We start from the raw sequence: 16,112 nt of genomic DNA, 5'->3' as shown, positions 1-16,112 counted from the left end.
GATTATTTGTCTAGTTCATACACATTGTGTAGAGTGCGAATCGCTAATTCTGCGTATTTTAAACGAATCACCATAGAGATTTTAATCTCACTCGTGCTAATCATCATAATATTAATATTGTCTTCTGCAAGTGCTTGGAATGCCCTTGCTGCCACGCCACTATGAGATTTCATACCCACGCCTACAATAGAAACTTTGGCAATATCACTATCATAATCAATGCTTTCTACATTGCTTTCAAAAGCCTTTAATACACGCTTGGTATTCTCTAGTTCTACTTCAGGGATTGTGAAATCTATATCGGTTTTTCCGTCTCTCCCAATAGTTTGCACAATCATATCCACATTAATGTTTGCCTCACTCAATGCGCCAAAAATCTCTGCTGCGATTCCGGGTCTATCTTCTACATTGCAAATACTTACTCTTGCCTGATTTTTATCTAATGCGATTCCGCTTACAATTGGGTGTTCCATAATTTCCTCTTCCTTTGTGATTAATGTTCCTTCATTGTGGTTAAAACTATTTTTTGTAACAAGATTGACATTGAGTTTTTTCGCCATTTCTACGGAGCGATTCAAAAGCACCTTTGCGCCCATAGAGGCGAGCTCTAGCATTTCATCATAGCTGATTTTATCAATCTTTTTAGCTTTTGGCTCAATGCGCGGGTCAGTTGTATAAACACCATCTACATCAGTGTAAATTTCGCACAAATCCGCTTGCAATGCACCTGCAAGTGCTACTGCAGACAAATCACTTCCGCCTCGTCCAAGCGTTGTAACTTCTCCTTTGCGCGTAACGCCTTGGAATCCAGCAACAACGACAATATAGTCTTTGGCGAGCAAATCGTTTAGACGTGCAGTGTCAATGGATTCTATTCGTGCTTTGGTGTGCGAATCGTCTGTTATCATTCCAGCACCTCTCCCACTCAAAGAGATGGCTTTGTAACCCAACTCTTCTAATGCAATCGCTAAAAGCGCACTTGTAACGCGTTCCCCAGCACTTAATACCATATCGGTTTCACGGACATTTGGCAAACGAGAAAAAAACTTCGTATAACCCAATAGCTTATCCGTTTCTCCGCTCATTGCAGAAACAACAACCACTACGCCATTGCCTGCTTTTTTTGCTTCAATGACGCGTCTTGCGACATTTTGGATTCTTTCGCAATCCCCAACACTTGTTCCGCCATATTTCTGAACGATTAGCATTATAAATACCCCTTTCTTTTAAAGTATTCTAAAACCTGTTTATAAACAGGACGTTTAAAATAAGTAATATGATTAAATAAATCATTGACACCTACAAACTTATATGCGTCAAATTCGGGCTTTTCTGTGTCAATATCAATCTCTCTTTGTTCTTGTAATCGCACTAGAAAATATTTCTGAATTTGTCCGTCATAAGGATACATTTTTTTGACAACTTGTGGTGGAAAGTCATAACTAATCCATTCCGGATATTCCGCAATAATATCTACTTTATTTGTTCCAATCTCTTCTTTTAATTCCCGAAATAATGCTTCTTTTGGGGTTTCAGATTTATCAATTCCACCTTGTGGAAATTGCCAAGCATTTTTAATATCTGTCCGACTTGCGATGAATAATTCACAAGTTAAGGGGTATTTAGGAGAAAGGATAATAGCAGCGACATTAGGTCTGTAAGTTTTGGTTTCTTTTTTCACTCGCTACTCCTTAAAAATTTTTAGAAATAATAATTTAAAAGTTTTTAAATGCAGTTGATATTAACTCATTATTTTTGTAAAATTATCATAAATTTTAGCTTATAAGTTAAACAGATAATTTTGCATTGTTTAATTTATAAAAATTTTAGAAAGGTTTAATGTTGCAAATACAAAAAAAAACAAATAAAAAGACTATTAAGAAAGAATCGCAAGGGGTTTTAACAAAAGCAAATAAAATCCAAATGCAGATAATGCAACAAAAGCAAATAAAAATTCTAAAAGTCGCAACAGAGTTATTTTTGAAATATGGCTACAAAAAAACAAGCCTTCAGATGATTGTTGCGCAAACAGGAGGTTCTTTTGCGACAATTTATAATATTTTTGGCAATAAAGAAGATTTATTCTCAAAGGTTATGGAATTTAACGGGAGGGATTTGATTGAATCTTTGAATAAAATTTATGTCCAAAGTATGAATTTCAATCTAAAGGTAGAAAAGTATTTTTATGATATTGGTTTGCATTTGATTCGTGAAATACTTGATATTAAAAACATAAGCTTTATGCGATTAATGCTTTTGGAATGCTATGATAATCCAAAGTTTGCAACAATTTTCAACCAAACTTCTAATGTTTTAAATTTGTTTTTTGTCAAAGGCATTGAAGCTTATAAAGATGAAATGAATTTGGACATTGACCAAAAGGAAGTTGAAGAATGTGCAAGAATACTGATTCACCTTGTGATTGAACCTTATTGGATGTATTCTTTAATGGATTCCAATTATCAAACTCCAAAGGAGAGTGAAATAGAATATGCCTTAAAACGTGCAATTAAAATTTTTATGCTTTATCTTAAACATTATAAGGAAATTAAATGATAATTGATACAGATTTGTTAAACCGATTATCCAAGTTGGGCGGAATTACATTAGAAGAAGGAAAGTTAGAAGAGACAAAAAAGCATTTAAGTGAGATTGTAAATTTTGTTGAGAATATTAATAAGCTAGATTTGGACAAGATTCCGGCGTCTTTTAACCCTTTGGATTCTAAATTGCCTATGCGTCAAGATGAAGTAGAATCCAAGTTAGAAATCGCCAAAGAGATTCTTAAAAATGCTCCAAGTGCAGAGGAAAATTTCTTTATTGTGCCTAAGATTATTGAGTAAAATCTCATTGCAAGACTAATGGCAAAGCAAGCTTAATTTATTGCTTATTGACTTTATCAAACATTGGTTTTAAGATTTTATGATATTCTTCATTCCCGAAATTGATAATGACAAGATTTTCCCTTGCTCTTGTGAAGCCTGTGTAAAGCAACTCATCAAATTCGTTTTTTGTAGTTTTATCTTCTATAATAAGAAAGACCGCTTGACTTTCCCAACCTTTAAAGGAATGAATGGTTGAGATTTTGAGCATTCCACAATTCATCCAAAAGTGAATTTTCTTATTTCTACGTATAATTTCATAGTTTGCTTTATTTACTTTGCTTCTAAAACCTTGGATTTCTTTTGCATTTGTCTTTAAAAAGGATAGAAAAAAATCGAATCCTATTTTAAAATTTTCACATTTTTCACTAAAGCATTTTTCTATCTTCTCTGGATATTTTGCGTAAAGTTCTGCAATAGACAATAATTGGGCAATGAATTTTTTTATTTTTATATTTTGTTCGTCTGATAATTTTGTGTTGTTGGGGTAATTATTTCTTGCTAGTTCGTTTCTAAGTGCATCAAGCCATTTTTCATTATCTGAAAGCGCGCTTAAATACATTATTTCAGTGGTTTCAAACATTGTTTTAGTATTTTCTCTTGATAGAATCCTATAATAGCAGTCAAGCTCTCTTAATAAGGGTAAAGTGTATCCAAGGATAGTAATGTCATTAGGGGAAACATTATGTATTTTGTGCAATATATTTTCGCGTATAATATCGTAAATTGTTGGGATAATGGGCATATTTAAAAAATAGGTGTATTTAGTGTAACCTTCTTTCTCAAAGAGACCCTTACCTATTTTTTCATTCACCATATTATCTAGTTCATATTTCTTGCTAAAAAGTGTTTTTTGGAATTCTAATGTCAAATCTCTAATTTTTGAATCTGAGCGGTGGCAGATTTTTAATTCTGTTGGTCTCCCTAGTATATTTGTGATAATATCTTTATTTTTGATTGGATTACCATAAATATTTTGCTTTTCATCGCCAAAAATAATATATTCTCCCTCTGGAGCGAGAAATGAATCTTTGATAATATTCATCCAACTTCGTTTATAATCTTGTATTTCATCAATATAAATAGCGTCATAAGGGATAATTTTGTCTTTATTTTTAGCAAATAATTGTTCATTGGAGTAGTATTTATCATAATATTCTTCAATCTCCATTCCTTTGTTTTTGTGGGGTATTTCCATTTCAATTTCCATATTATTTAATTCTGCTTTGATGAATTGATGGTAATTAATAATGGTAAAATCTGCTATTTCGAAATCCCTATGCACTTGAATTAATTTATCACGTATAAAATTTCTAAGCGTCAAATTGTAGGTTAAGATAAGAATCTTTGGGTGTAACTTATCCATTTTTAGTTTTTGATAAGTCTTTACTGCTCTTGCAACAAGAGTGGTTGTTTTACCTGAACCAAAGACGCCTTTTACCCTCATTTCTTTTATTGGCTTGGAGATGATTTCTTTTTGTTTTTTATTGTATTCTATGAAGTTTCCGTCATTTTGCATATGAAATGTCGGTGTCAGCACTCTTTTGAAGCTGTTGTATATCTCATCTGTAAAGTATTGCTTATTTTGAGCGGAATGGGTTTTGAAAAATATTTTATTAAAATTCTCTTTTGTTAAGGAATCATTGCTTAATAAATCAATATTGAAACGCAAGGATTTGTCATTTTTTAATGGTTGTATCAGTGTATTTATTTGTTCTTTTGTTGCTTTATGAAAATATATGGCACATTTTACAATATTGAAATACTTTATATTGTTAATTTTTAAATTCAGTAGATTGTCAATATGTAGTTCAAAAAGATTTTCTTTATATTTACACACTTGACTAATTGGGGATTTGACAAGTGTATTTTGGTGGAGTACGCGCCATTTTTTGTTCTCATCTATAAAATAGCTTTCAAGATTCCAATCTTTTACTTCAATAATCAATGCTCCCCATTCTTTCCTTAAAATGATTATATCTGGGCGGTCGCCATTCAAATAGGGATTAAAATAAACTTCGTAATGTTCATCTAAATTAACCTCAAGAAAACGAAGTAAAGCAAGCTCCCCCTCCGTAGGCTGAATCTTAAAAAGAAAAATATCAGAAATAGGAGGAAAAAATTGTGCCATCTCTCTTTATTGCTCTACTAAAATTTGCATTTTAGAATCTTTTAACTCCACATAAAGTTCTTTTTTGCCATGGAAATTGTAGCTTGGAGCTTTGTAATCTTCAAAAAATGAGATTCTAAATAAATTCCTATTTTCTTCATTAGGGTAGGGTGTAATATTGATTTTAGAAAATACAATTTGTTTGGATTCTTTTTTTGCAAAGATTCTTTGTTTGTTTTGTGTGAAATCATTGAATTTCATTCCGTCAAAACGCACAAAATTAGGGCTATAAAATCCTAAATATTTTTTCACATCATTCGTTTTCCAAGATTCCTTCCAAGCATATAAGTTAGCTAGCAATACGCTCAAATCACTCTTACTCACTTCTTTTATATTGTTATTATAAGTGATAAGCAAAGAATCTCTGTAATTGATAATCTTGTCTGCCGAGCTTAAAATATCATTTTCAATCGCAATGCAACCACGTGTATTTAGCTCCTCACGATTACCATTAAGAGGCATTCCGTGAATCCAAATGCCACCCCCTGTGCGTTTTTGAAGTCTATCAAAGAGGTTAGGATAACTTGTGCTAAAAGCAAGAGGTCCATAATATTGGTCTAAATTTGTTAAACGTGCATTAAGTGTATAAACACCAATAGGGGTGGCTAAATCTCCCTCTTTCTCCTTATGTCCGCCTTTAGAACCAACCAAACTATTGACATTAAGTCTTTCATTCCATTGCTTGTTTTCCAAAGAATAAAGCTTTAAAGTCGGTTTGTTTTTGGTTGCTATAAATAAATATTGCAAATCCTCATAATATCCAAACCGCGTATCTTGTGATTTTAAGGCATCTTCCCAATAGGCAGGACTTTGAATCACGGATTCTATCTTGCGCTCTAGTGCTTTAATGCCACCTTCATTGTAAATCTTTACCCATTCAAAGTCATTGGCTTGCGCCATTATGATTGTCAAAAATAACCCAAAGACTTTAAAAATTCTCATAAACACTCCATTTATTGTAATTAATCCTCAAAATTATACCCCATTTTTTTAAGACTTTCGCGTTCTTTGCACCAGCTTGGAATGACTTTTACAAAAATCTCCAAAAAAACCTTTTGTCTGACGAAAGATTCTATTTTTAAACGCGCTTCACGTCCAATGCGCTTAAGTGTCGCGCCACCTTTGCCAATCACCATACCTTTTTGACTTGTTTTATGCACGACAATCGTCGCTTTAATGTGGTGGATGTGTGGTTTTTCTTTGTATAATGTGATTTGTACATCACTTTCATAAGGTAATTCATCACTCAAATTATCAAAGAGTGCTTCCCGAATCATCTCTTTTGCAATGTCTTTAGTGGTATTTGGGCTAAGAATTTCAGGGTCATAATAATAAGGATTTGGTGGCATAAGCCTTGCCACAACTTCCACTACTCGTTTTAAGCTTCCTAAATCTTTGATAGAGACAGGAATCAAAGCTTGATAATTTTTTTGGTATTTTTCATAGATTTTAATAGTTTTTAAAAGCTCTTCTTTGGGAACAGAATCTGTTTTTGTCAGTAAGACAATATGTGGCTTTTTGGCATTATTTAAAAACTCTTCATAAAAGTGAATTTTGTCTGTAACAGGGGCTAAAAATAACAATAAGTCGCAATCACTCATTGCTTTGAGTGCTTCTTGGAGCATATATTGATTAAGCAGTTTTTCTTGTGTGTGGATTCCGGGAGTATCTACAAAAACAATCTGCGTTTTTCCTTCCATAAGAATCAGATTCATACGTTTGCGTGTGGCGTTTGCCTTGTGGGAGACAAGAGCAAGCTTTTCTCCCACAAGTGTATTTAAAAAGGTGCTTTTGCCTGCATTTGGACGCCCAAGAACAGCCGCAAATCCTGCTTTTGTGGAATCACAAACCCCTTGGGATTCTGTTTTTTCTATTAGAGTATTATGAGGATTTTCCAAATTCATTGATTCCAAGATTTTTATAGAATATAACGCGCTACATCGGAATCTGCCACAAGGGCTTCTAATTTCTCTGCTACAAGGGATTCAGTGATTTCTACTTCTTGTCCTTGATAGTTTTCTGCTTCAAAGCTAATTTCCTCTATCACTTGTTCTACCACCGTATGCAGTCGTCTAGCCCCAATATCTTCTGTTTTTTCATTTGCTATTTGAGAATAATGTGCCAACGCCCGAATGGCAGAATCATCAAACTTTAAAGTAACCCCTTCTACATTCAAAAGTGCTTCATATTGTCTTAAAATAGAATTTTTTGTCTGTGTTAGAATCTTATAAAGCACCTCTTCATCTAGATTATCTAGTTCTACACGCAAGGGAAAACGTCCTTGTAATTCAGCAATCAAATCGCTAGGCTTGCTCAAAGAAAATGCTCCTGCGGCAATAAACAAAATATGGTCTGTTTTAATGCTGCCATATTTGGTATTCACGACACTGCCTTCTACAATAGGTAGTAAATCGCGTTGCACGCCCTCTTTGCTTGGGTCTTGACGACTTTGTCCATTGCTACTGACGGCGACTTTATCAATCTCATCTATAAAAATGATTCCGCTGTTTTCTGCGCGCTTAAGCCCCTCGTGTTTAATTGCTTCCAAGTCAAGCAGTGCTTCGCTCGCTTCAATTTTAAGTAGCTCCTTTGCTTCTTTGATTGTTACTTCTTTTTTGGGATTCTCTCTAGGAGAGGCAATAAAGACTTTGGCAATCGTTTCTTGCACTTTTGCAAATTCAGCAGGCATATTACCATCTTCAATCTCAAAGGCTCTTTTGGGCACTTCAATCTCAATTTTTAAATGGTCCATTTCTCCATTTTGTACTTTGGTGCGCATTTTGCTGCTTGCATTTTCATATTCTTCAATCTTTTGCTCGCTCGCTCCTTTGGGTAGAGGAGGGATAAGTTTTTCTATTATTTTATCTAGGACATATTTTTCAATATCTTTTGTGATTTTGTGGCGATATTCTTCTTTGACTAAGTTAATAGACGCTACAACCAAATCACGCACCATAGATTCTACATCACGCCCGACAAATCCTACTTCTGTGTATTTACTAGCCTCTACTTTAACAAAAGGCAAACCCATCATTTTTGCCATTCTTCTTGCAATTTCTGTTTTTCCTACACCTGTTGAGCCAATCATTAAGATATTTTTAGGCATTACTTCTTCTTGAATCTCTTTGGGCAGTTGTAAGCGGCGGTAGCGATTCCTAAGCGCAATCGCAACGACTTTTTTGGCGTCTTTTTGTCCGATAATGTATTCATCTAAATATTCTACGATGGCTTTGGGTGTCATTGCTGTCATATTTTCCACGATTTTTCCTATTTTTCTTAAAGTTCTAAAATTTTGATATTTGTATTCGTATAAATGCAGAGTTCTCCAGCGATTTTGAGAGATTCTAATACAATTTCTTTGGGTTCTAATGTGCTATGGAATCTATCTAATGCGCGTGCAGCACTTAAAGCATAGTTACCCCCACTTCCAATAGCTGCGATTTTGCCATCTTCTGGCTCTACAACATCTCCTGTTCCGCTAAGGATAAAAATATGTTCTTTATCTAGCACAATCATCATCGCTTCTAATCGTCTTAAATACTTATCTTTGCGCCATTCTTTGGAAAATTCCATCACAGATTTTAGCAAATCACCCTTTTTGTTTTCTAAGATTCGCTCAAACATATCAAAAAGAGTGAAAGCATCTGCTGTGCTTCCTGCAAATCCACTTAGAATCTTGCCATTATAGAGTGTGCGGATTTTGGTTGCATTTCCTTTTAAAACGCAATTCCCAAAGGTTACTTGCCCATCGCCGCCAATCACTGCCCCCTTATTGCTTTTGTAAGCTAGAATTGTTGTTGCTTCAAACATTATTGCGCCTCTACATCAACTTTTAAAGTTGCGTGGATTCCGTGTCCGAGCTTAATTTCTACTTCATAAATTCCTGTGGATTTAATGGGGGTTTTTAGCTCAATCGTTTTTTTGTCTATTTCTAAGCGGTGTTCTTTTGCAAGAGATTCTGCAATATCCTCTTTGGTAATTGCGCCATAAAGTGAGCCATTTGCTCCTACTTTTTGGACGATTTTTACTACAATTTCAGAGATTTTTTTCGCAGTCATTTCCATTAGAGATTTTTCTTCTGCCGCAAGTTCCGCCGCTCTTTTTTGCGCTGCTTTGTAGCGGTTAATCACTTCATTGGTGGCAAAATCTGCTAATCCTTTGCCTATTAAAAAATTTCTTCCATAACCATCTTTAACTTCACAAATATCGCCTTTTTTACCTAAACCTTTAACATCTTGCAATAATAAAACTTTCATTTCATTCCTTTGGAATTATTTAAATGGGTAGTATTGTAGCAGATTTTTGCTAAGTTTTAAATGCTTCAACATTGTAGCGGATAAAACTTGTTTTTAAGTAAGGGTTTTGGTTAGAATGTGAGCTTATTCATATTTAAAGAATAAAAAATAAATACTAAGGAAAAGCAATGAATGACATTGATAAGATAAGGGAAAATCTTGAGAAAGAACAAGAGCTATCACTAGATTGGGGCTATTGTTTTAAAGATATGCTAGAGTGGTGGGATAATCATCAACACTATCCCCCACATTTACAACGAATCTTGTTTAAAGACGATTTTGGATTGGGATTTAATTTGGATTTTCGTATTGATAGAGAAGTGGGCGATAGAATGATGGGTGTGGATAAAAAAAGTCAAGCCTTTATTAATAGGTTTAGAGAAATGCTTAAAGAATGTGAGACTTACGCCTTTGGAGATGAGGAATGTTTCCTTATGGTTGTCAATAAAAAGGCGTTGCACGGCAGAGAAAGCCTTAATGGAGTGGATAAGAATGGTGATATTGCTAGACTTTCTAGTATGCCTCGTGTTTTGTTAAGAAGCAAAGGAGTAGCACAAAAATGTTTTGAAGCATTACGCGTTGGAGTTGCAGTATGACAAAAAATTATTTCATTGATGGGATAAAAGATTCCTCTATTTTTGGTGTTTCTTTTATTTTTCTCTATCTTTCCATTGGTGCGAATGCGTTTGAAAATAGCTTAAGTTTTTTTGAGAGTCTATCCACGACACTTTTTGTGTTTTCGACACCTTTGCAGTTTTTGCTTGTGCAGAGTTATTATGATGGCTATATTTTGATTCCCTTGATTCTAGCGATGAATGCAAGATTTTTGCTAATGTCTGCTACACTTGCTCCCTATTTAAAGCGCACCAATCTTTTTTGGCTCTCACTCTCTAGCATTTTGATTTGCCCCTCTGTGTTTAGTGGTTGCATTTCTAAGTTTAAGCAAATGAATGAATCGCCTTTTGCTTATTTTTTGGGGCTTGGTTTGCCAATATGGCTTGTTTCGCTCATTTGCACAGGCATAGGATATAGCACAGGAGCAGCTCTTAGTTCGCCCGAGCTTAAACAAATCGTCTCTCTTGTTTTGCCTCTGCAATTTACGGGGCTTGCAGCGAAGCATTATCCGAATCTCAAAGAAGTGGGAAGTTATTTTTGGGGCTTCATTCTCGCACCCTTTATGATAGCTTTTAGCCCGAAATTTTATCTGCTGATTCTGCCTTTTGTGATAGGGTTTGCGATGCTAGTCTATGATGAAGCACAGAGGAGAAGTGCAATAAGGGGGCAAAGATGAGTTTGTTTTGGATTTTGTTAATTTTTTCGGCAGTGAGTATTTTTATTTGCAGAATCACGCCGTTTTTCTTCGCTAATCACTCCATGCTTGGCAACCAAGATGGTAGATTTTATCGCTTTTTAACTTACAGCACACAGGCGATGCTTGGGGCGATTGTGTATGCGACTGCGTTTTTTATGCGTGATATTGTGCAGCTATTGAGTGAGTTTGCGCTCATTGATGTTGTGAAAATCGCTTTGTTACTGCTTGTGTTTTTTGGCACACTTTGGACCAATCGCCTCTTAAGCGCGTTTTTGTTAGCGTTAGTGATTTTTGTAGGCTTTGTGCTTGGGGTTTCTTAAGTAACCAATGTAACTCTTTAAGTGTGCATAAATGGATTCCACAATGGAATCTTTAAAACAATCCAAAATTCATAGATTGCCACGACAATTTTACAAATTTTCTCGCAATGACGCATATTAACATGTCATTGCGAGAGAGTGCAACGAACGAAGCAATCCAAATGAAAGAATCTCACAAGGACATAACCTTTATGGTATAATTTATCCAAACAAGCGTCAATTCATAATTCTATAAAGGCTTATTAATGATGAAAAATTATTCTATCGTTTTACTAGGTGGTAGTAATTCTGTAATGGTAAATGGCTTACAAAAAGGGCTAAGAGGAGAGAATGTAAAGCTAACGAATTTAGCTTTAGGCAGTTCTATTTCTCTGCAAAACCTTTATGAATTAAAGCGAGAGAAAAATCAAGAATTCTTGCAAGTTGCAGATTTAATTATTACAGAAAGCAATATTAATGAGATTGCAAATCATCACGGATATAGTTTCGTCCCTCTTTCAATCATTCTTGCTAGTGTCCATTGGCTTTATGAGGAATTGTATCATTTAAAGAAAAAAGTACTCATCTTGCTTTTGCCCTATAATCCAAGCCTCTATCAGTATGCAACAGCAATTGACAATGCCCATAGGTCTTGCGCAAATCAATATGGCTTTAATTGTATAGATATGCAAGGGCATTACATTAGAGAAAATATGTTTGGATTCTATGGTGGTTTTGGAGCGCACCAAATGGCAAGATTGATGAGTTGTTTTGGACAAAATATTGTCAAAAGTATCCATTTGTTTAAAAGTCCAAAACAAAAAGTCTCTTGCAATGCAAATCCAGAATTTAGAATCTTAACACCTAGAGAAATGCAGACTTCTGCGGGGGGGGGGGGATTTCCCTTATTAGATTACAAAATTCTGTATTTTGCGAGGAAGCTTATCCCTTACAAAAAGGCATAAGACTCCAATTCCCCAAAAATTGTGCGGGTTGGACATTGCTTGGAATCCACGCGTGGAATAATGAGAGACCAAAAAATCAGTGTAGCAGCTATAATGTTTATTCTAGTATTCGTGTGATGACGCAAAATCGCCAAATCTCCAAAAGTAGCTCACTGATTCGCTTGTTTAACACCCTTAATACTCCATTGCTCTTAGATGATAAAAGTTTTTGTGCATTTGATGAAACAAATTGTTGCACAGAAAAAAGTGAAGCTGTGATTTTAAACCCTCATTCTTATACGATTTCTTATTTTAACCTGATTGATTTTTTGTTGGCTAAAGGTGGCAAGTGGGATTATGAGATTCCATTTAATTGTGCAAATATCATTGTGGAATCGGAATATGACTTTGATTTTCTTATTCCTAATGTAAAAGCTATCAAAGAGATTATTGAGGAATATTGTGTTGCAATGCGATTGACAAAGTCCCCACCCCCCAAAGAAGTCATCAAAGAAACCCCAACCCCTAGCATTTACCTTGTAACCGCCACCCATAGAATCCACTCCCACCTCGCCTACAAACTAGGTTCTGCAATGATTCTAAACTCTAAAAGTTTATGGGGATATATCCGAATGCCTTATGTGTTATCTTATATCAAAGAAACACATAGAAAAGAAATTGCAGATTATGAAGCAAGAGTTGCAAAGAATCCTAGCTTAAAACTTCCTCCTTTAGAATCCTATACAGATTACAAACAAGCTTTAAAAGAAAAAGAATGCTTTACTTATAAATTAGGTAAAGCACTCATTACTGCTAATTCTGTGCGGGGGGGGGGCGAATCTTTGCTTATCTTGCCTTTTTTCAAGAAGTGCGTAAGTTAAAGAAAGAGTTTAGGGGGAAAAGGAAATGAGGATTTGCTTTGTCCTTTAGCCATTGCAAGCGTAAGTGAAGAAATCCAATCCATAATCACGCATACATAAATCTTTACAATGGAATCTTTAAAGCAATTTAAGAGTATAGACTGCCACACGTGATAAACACGCTCGCAATGATAGCAGAATCGTAAATTAAATCAATCTACTTGCAGCATATAGTGCGGCGGTTTCGCTTCGTAGAATATTGCATTTTGGTGCGCTAAAAATGTGTTTATCCCGCAAGATTTCGCGTTCTTTTTGACTAAATCCCCCCTCGCAACCAATCATTAAAGGCATTTTCAAAGAATCCACTAAAGCCTCACCACCAAAGTCTAAAACTGCAAAATTTGGGTAGTTTTGTAGCACTTCCTCCATATTTGAGAAAATTTCAATTTCTAATCCTATTAAGCGTCCGCATTGCTCACAAGAATGATTTAAGATTCTCTGAAGTCGCTTGAAATCTAGCTTAAATTGTTTTTGGGAATATTGCGCATAAAAAAAGGTAACTTTGGCTAAATTGAGTTCATTGAGCATAGGAAGTGTTTTTTCAATATTTTTTGGCTCTATCATTGCCCAAATCAAATGCCCTTTGGGTGGATTGTGGGGCGAGATAATTTGGATTTCTTGCAAGGTAAGTTTCGCATCTTTTTTGTTGATTTCTGTAATTGTGTAGCGACAGAGTTTCAAATCACGTCCATTACACAAAAAGAGTGATTCTGATTTGTGCGTTCTGCGAGAGTGGAAAAGGTGGTGATAGGTTTCATTTTTGAGCGTGATTTGTGGCTCTCCCGCATTTTGATAAATGATAAATTGCATTTAAATGACCCAAAGAAGTAGAATCGCAAAAAAGCTCAAGTCTAAACTGTATTTGAGCTTTGCCCAGCGAAAAAATGCTTCGCGTTTAGAAATGTCAGCTTCTACTTTAATAAGTTTTTGACGCTTATGACGTAGGATTTCAAGCCCAAAACAAACAAGCCATAGTGCAAGCATTGTAAGGATTTTAAAATCCATTATAAATCCCAACATAGCCCAAATTACAAGCCCACTAAAAAGGCTTGCACTTAAGAAAGTATAATATGCAGGCGCAGTAACAGCAAGGGAGCGAAGCCTTTGCGTGTGGGATTCCTTGGTGAATAAACAAAAAAGATTCCAAAGAGGTGGCAAAAGCAGTGGAAAAGATAAAAATAGATGTATAAAAAGTAGCTGTTCTCCAACAAATTCCATTGATGACTATCCTAAAATTTACGCGAATTGTAACAATAAATGTTTGCTTTGTAAAGTAAATGTGGAATCTTGAAAGCGGAATATGTTAAGATTTCTTGTCGCAGAATATTCTTAATTAGGAGTGCAGAATGTGGATTTTGTTTTCACCAAGTGAGAAAAAATGCTTAGAACACAAAAAAGCGCAAGAAAAACAAGGCGAGCCATTTTATCAAGATTTCATTTGCAAAGAAAGCTTAGAGGAGGCTTTAAAGGCTTATCAAGAATTTTTACAAAGTGCGAAAGAATCGGAAATCCAGCAGCTTTTTGGTGTCAAGCATCTTGTTTTAGAGGAGTTAGCTTGCGCACAAAATTTAATGGAGTCTCCTTTATTGCCTGCTGTTTTACGCTATTGTGGTATTGCATTTAGTGCGCTAGATTTTGAGCATTTGCGACAAGAATCGCAAGATTATTTAAAGCAGCATTTATTGATTTTTTCTAATCTTTTTGGACCTTTGCGCGCAATGGATAAAATTCCTTATTATGATTTAAAGCAAGGTGAAAGTTTTGAAAATAAATCAGTAAAATTCAACACGAAACAATTTTATCTCAAAAATACAAAAAAAATTTGGGAATATCTCTTGGAATCCGCAAGTGGCAATCCAAAAAAATCCCCAAAATCTTTGGAAATTTTAGACTTACGTGCGGGATTCTACCAAAAATGTTTTAATGTAAATAAACTGCCTATGTATTTGAATGTGCAAGAAAGTGTGGTGTATGAGCCGATTTTTGTTAAAAATGGTAAAGTGATTAGCCATTATGCTAAGCATTATCGTGGTATTTTGCTTAGGGCTTGCGCGATAGAGAAGCTAGAGTGTTTGGTAGATTTGGAGAATCTCTATCTTGAGGGGTTGGAGTTAGAATCTGCACAAAGAGTGCAAGAGGACAATTTAAAACGCGTTGTTTTGACTTACACACTTAAAAATGTATGAAAAAGTGTATAATATGCGCTATTTTATTTTTTAGGATTGCAAATGAAATTTTGTGGAAAAAATGTTTTAATCACGGGAGCCAGTAAAGGAATTGGTGCAGAGATTGCAAAAGTATTGGCAAAAGAGGGTTTAAAAGTATGGATTAATTATCGTTCCAAGCCAGAACTTGCAGACGCTCTACAAGAGGAAATCCAAAAAGAGGGTGGAGAAGCTGCAGTAGTTTGTTTTGACGCAACCAAAGAAGAGGAGTTTATCGCAGGAATAAATACGATTCTTAGTAATGATGGTGAATTGGCATTTGTAGTGAATAATGCAGGAATTACAAACGATAAACTTTCTATGCGTATGAAAGTTGAAGATTTTACTTCAGTGCTTGATGCAAATCTCACTTCAAGCTTCATTGGCTGCAAAGAGGCATTGAAAATTATGCGCAAACAAGGTTATGGGGCGGTTGTGAATATTGCTTCTATTATTGGGGAAATTGGTAATATGGGGCAATGCAATTACGCAGCAAGCAAGGGTGGAATGATTGCGATGACGAAGTCTTTTGCCAAAGAGGGTGGAAGTAAAGGAATTCGCTTTAATTGTGTTACTCCGGGATTCATTGAAAGCGATATGACAAAAGCTTTAAAAGAGGAGATTAAACAATCCTATGCTCAAAACATTCCATTGGGAAGATTTGGTAAAGGAGAAGAGGTTGCAAGTGCGGTGGCATTTTTGCTTTCTAATGGTGCAAACTATATCACAGGGGAAGTCTTAAAGGTTAATGGTGGATTATATATGTAAGTAACTTGAAAAGTTTTTGAAATTTTTAAGAAAAACTCGGTTACAATACTGACTTATTGAAATTTTTTAAGGAGATAGTAATGGCAATGTTTGATGATGTAAAAGCAGTTGTAGTAGAGCAACTCAATGTAAATGAGGGTGAAGTAAAGCCAGAATCTAAATTCGTAGATGATTTGGGGGCAGATTCTTTAGATGTTGTAGAACTTGTAATGGCATTAGAGGAAAAATTTGAGATTGAGATTCCTGATGAGGAAGCAGAAAAAATCCAAACCGTAGGTGATGTTGTCGCATACATTGAAAAATCAAAAGCTTAAAATA

20 protein-coding genes are annotated in these 16,112 nt (G+C 35.1%); 10 read left to right on the top strand and 10 right to left on the bottom strand.

Annotated features, from left to right (window positions below; translation table 11 throughout):
- Positions 1-2: 2 nt before the first annotated feature.
- Both CQA43_RS08140 and CQA43_RS08135 read right to left on the bottom strand, forming a co-directional pair.
- A complete protein-coding gene (locus CQA43_RS08140) occupies positions 3-1,208 on the bottom strand; it encodes an aspartate kinase (RefSeq protein WP_115552097.1) in 1,206 nt (401 codons plus the stop codon).
- The gene (locus tag CQA43_RS08135; protein ID WP_115552096.1) at positions 1,208-1,681 is read right to left on the bottom strand and encodes an RNA pyrophosphohydrolase; all 474 of its coding nucleotides are present in this window, start codon (positions 1,679-1,681) and stop codon (positions 1,208-1,210) included. The genes CQA43_RS08140 and CQA43_RS08135 overlap by 1 nt, the downstream gene beginning before the upstream one ends.
- Positions 1,682-1,842: 161 nt before the next feature.
- Here CQA43_RS08135 and CQA43_RS08130 point away from each other — a divergent pair, with 161 nt between their 5' ends.
- Positions 1,843-2,556 carry a TetR/AcrR family transcriptional regulator gene (locus CQA43_RS08130; RefSeq protein WP_181881666.1) on the top strand — a complete coding sequence of 238 codons (714 nt, stop codon included), beginning with the start codon at positions 1,843-1,845 and terminating at the stop codon, positions 2,554-2,556.
- Entirely contained in the window at positions 2,553-2,843 is a 291-nt protein-coding gene (gene gatC, locus CQA43_RS08125) for an Asp-tRNA(Asn)/Glu-tRNA(Gln) amidotransferase subunit GatC (protein WP_115552094.1), read from the top strand. Before CQA43_RS08130 ends, gatC begins: the two co-directional genes overlap by 4 nt.
- A 37-nt stretch (positions 2,844-2,880) precedes the next feature.
- Here gatC and CQA43_RS08120 read toward each other — a convergent pair whose 3' ends face one another.
- The 6 genes from CQA43_RS08120 to rplI are packed head-to-tail and all read right to left on the bottom strand — an operon-like array spanning position 2,881 to position 9,308.
- Positions 2,881-5,013 (bottom strand): ATP-binding domain-containing protein, encoded by a 2,133-nt coding sequence (locus CQA43_RS08120; RefSeq protein ID WP_115552093.1) that lies wholly within the window; start codon positions 5,011-5,013, stop codon positions 2,881-2,883.
- 6 nt (positions 5,014-5,019) lie between these two features.
- The gene (locus tag CQA43_RS08115; protein WP_115552092.1) at positions 5,020-5,994 is read right to left on the bottom strand and encodes a L,D-transpeptidase family protein; all 975 of its coding nucleotides are present in this window, start codon (positions 5,992-5,994) and stop codon (positions 5,020-5,022) included.
- A gap of 20 nt (positions 5,995-6,014) precedes the next feature.
- Entirely contained in the window at positions 6,015-6,956 is a 942-nt protein-coding gene (era, locus tag CQA43_RS08110) for a GTPase Era (protein WP_115552091.1), read from the bottom strand.
- A gap of 14 nt (positions 6,957-6,970) precedes the next feature.
- On the bottom strand, positions 6,971-8,293 hold the full coding sequence (hslU, locus tag CQA43_RS08105; RefSeq protein WP_115552115.1) for an HslU--HslV peptidase ATPase subunit: 1,323 nt from the start codon (positions 8,291-8,293) through the stop codon (positions 6,971-6,973).
- Between the two features lie 35 nt (positions 8,294-8,328).
- Positions 8,329-8,862, bottom strand: coding sequence for an ATP-dependent protease subunit HslV (hslV, locus tag CQA43_RS08100; protein WP_115552090.1), 534 nt, complete (start codon positions 8,860-8,862; stop codon positions 8,329-8,331).
- Positions 8,862-9,308, bottom strand: coding sequence for a 50S ribosomal protein L9 (gene rplI, locus CQA43_RS08095; RefSeq protein WP_115552089.1), 447 nt, complete (start codon positions 9,306-9,308; stop codon positions 8,862-8,864). The genes hslV and rplI overlap by 1 nt, the downstream gene beginning before the upstream one ends.
- A gap of 167 nt (positions 9,309-9,475) precedes the next feature.
- On the opposite strand from rplI, the gene CQA43_RS08090 reads away from it, so the two are divergent.
- The 5 genes from CQA43_RS08090 to CQA43_RS08070 all read left to right on the top strand — a co-directional run bounded on the left by CQA43_RS08090 (position 9,476) and on the right by CQA43_RS08070 (position 12,783).
- Positions 9,476-9,943 (top strand): hypothetical protein, encoded by a 468-nt coding sequence (locus tag CQA43_RS08090; protein ID WP_115552088.1) that lies wholly within the window; start codon positions 9,476-9,478, stop codon positions 9,941-9,943.
- A complete protein-coding gene (locus CQA43_RS08085) occupies positions 9,940-10,638 on the top strand; it encodes an AzlC family ABC transporter permease (RefSeq protein ID WP_115552087.1) in 699 nt (232 codons plus the stop codon). The genes CQA43_RS08090 and CQA43_RS08085 overlap by 4 nt, the downstream gene beginning before the upstream one ends.
- Positions 10,635-10,979: a branched-chain amino acid ABC transporter gene (locus tag CQA43_RS08080; RefSeq protein ID WP_115552086.1), complete on the top strand. Its 345-nt coding sequence runs from the start codon at positions 10,635-10,637 to the stop codon at positions 10,977-10,979. Before CQA43_RS08085 ends, CQA43_RS08080 begins: the two co-directional genes overlap by 4 nt.
- Positions 10,980-11,224: 245 nt before the next feature.
- Positions 11,225-11,923 carry a hypothetical protein gene (locus tag CQA43_RS09785; RefSeq protein WP_245944286.1) on the top strand — a complete coding sequence of 233 codons (699 nt, stop codon included), beginning with the start codon at positions 11,225-11,227 and terminating at the stop codon, positions 11,921-11,923.
- 35 nt (positions 11,924-11,958) lie between these two features.
- On the top strand, positions 11,959-12,783 hold the full coding sequence (locus CQA43_RS08070) for a hypothetical protein (RefSeq protein ID WP_115552085.1): 825 nt from the start codon (positions 11,959-11,961) through the stop codon (positions 12,781-12,783).
- A 186-nt stretch (positions 12,784-12,969) separates the two neighbouring features.
- On the opposite strand, the gene CQA43_RS08065 is transcribed toward CQA43_RS08070, so the two are convergent.
- Positions 12,970-13,632 (bottom strand): 16S rRNA (uracil(1498)-N(3))-methyltransferase, encoded by a 663-nt coding sequence (locus tag CQA43_RS08065; protein WP_115552084.1) that lies wholly within the window; start codon positions 13,630-13,632, stop codon positions 12,970-12,972.
- Positions 13,633-14,040, bottom strand: coding sequence for a hypothetical protein (locus CQA43_RS08060; RefSeq protein WP_115552083.1), 408 nt, complete (start codon positions 14,038-14,040; stop codon positions 13,633-13,635).
- 128 nt (positions 14,041-14,168) lie between these two features.
- On the opposite strand from CQA43_RS08060, the gene CQA43_RS08055 reads away from it, so the two are divergent.
- The 3 genes from CQA43_RS08055 (at position 14,169) to acpP (ending at position 16,108) form a co-directional block, all read left to right on the top strand.
- A complete protein-coding gene (locus CQA43_RS08055; RefSeq protein ID WP_115552082.1) occupies positions 14,169-15,008 on the top strand; it encodes a YaaA family protein in 840 nt (279 codons plus the stop codon).
- 42 nt (positions 15,009-15,050) lie between these two features.
- Positions 15,051-15,794, top strand: coding sequence for a 3-oxoacyl-ACP reductase FabG (gene fabG / locus CQA43_RS08050; protein WP_115552081.1), 744 nt, complete (start codon positions 15,051-15,053; stop codon positions 15,792-15,794).
- A gap of 80 nt (positions 15,795-15,874) precedes the next feature.
- Complete coding sequence (gene acpP / locus CQA43_RS08045; RefSeq protein ID WP_115552080.1) at positions 15,875-16,108, top strand: acyl carrier protein; 234 nt, start codon at positions 15,875-15,877, stop codon at positions 16,106-16,108.
- Positions 16,109-16,112: the final 4 nt, after the last annotated feature.

The organism is Helicobacter ganmani (assembly GCF_003364315.1).
In the GTDB taxonomy this organism is placed as follows: domain Bacteria; phylum Campylobacterota; class Campylobacteria; order Campylobacterales; family Helicobacteraceae; genus Helicobacter_D; species Helicobacter_D ganmani.
Note: the sequence above shows the minus strand (reverse complement) of the source record. Positions and strands in the feature narration are given on the sequence as shown.